This window comes from Pseudomonas sp. EA_65y_Pfl1_P113 (assembly GCF_963970525.1).
GTDB classification, from domain to species: domain Bacteria; phylum Pseudomonadota; class Gammaproteobacteria; order Pseudomonadales; family Pseudomonadaceae; genus Aquipseudomonas; species Aquipseudomonas tritici.
Window position 1 is genome coordinate 1 of the sequence record NZ_CAXAQM010000676.1, and the last position, 433, is coordinate 433.

Here is a 433-nt window from a genome sequence, read left to right on the forward strand (position 1 = left end):
CTCAACAACGGGCCGTGACATACAATGTTCTGGCCCTGCTCGCGTCGGGTCCGCCCGACGCGGAATGGGAGGCTGAGAAGGCGGGCTGGCGCGCCCAGGTCATGGGCAATCTGGTCTGCTGCTACCGTGCCGGCAGCCGCCGTGCCAGCGCTTGGCACCGCGGCTTCGACGCCGCCCGCCGTTCCAGCGATCCGCTGGGCCTTATGCTGTGAAAGGCATGAACACTTGCATCAGGCTCGATAGGAGGTGACCCATGCTAGCCCTTCGCTTAGCTACCCACTTCATGACGAACAGGCCTGTCGACCGCGACACGCGTCGAGCTCGGCTGCTCGCTGCTCGCCGTTATCCAGTCGGCAGCGTGCCACGACGCGGCATCCTTGGCGGTCACTGGGATGGTGGATCCGTCGTCGGTGCGTTTCGATTGGGGCGCGGA

Annotated in this window: 1 protein-coding gene; it reads left to right on the forward strand. The window is 65.6% G+C overall.

The annotated features are described in order from the left end of the window. Positions 1-212: hypothetical protein (locus tag AACY52_RS31675; protein ID WP_339561607.1), on the forward strand; the 212-nt coding region annotated here is incomplete at its 5' end. Between the last annotated feature and the right edge of the window lie 221 nt (positions 213-433).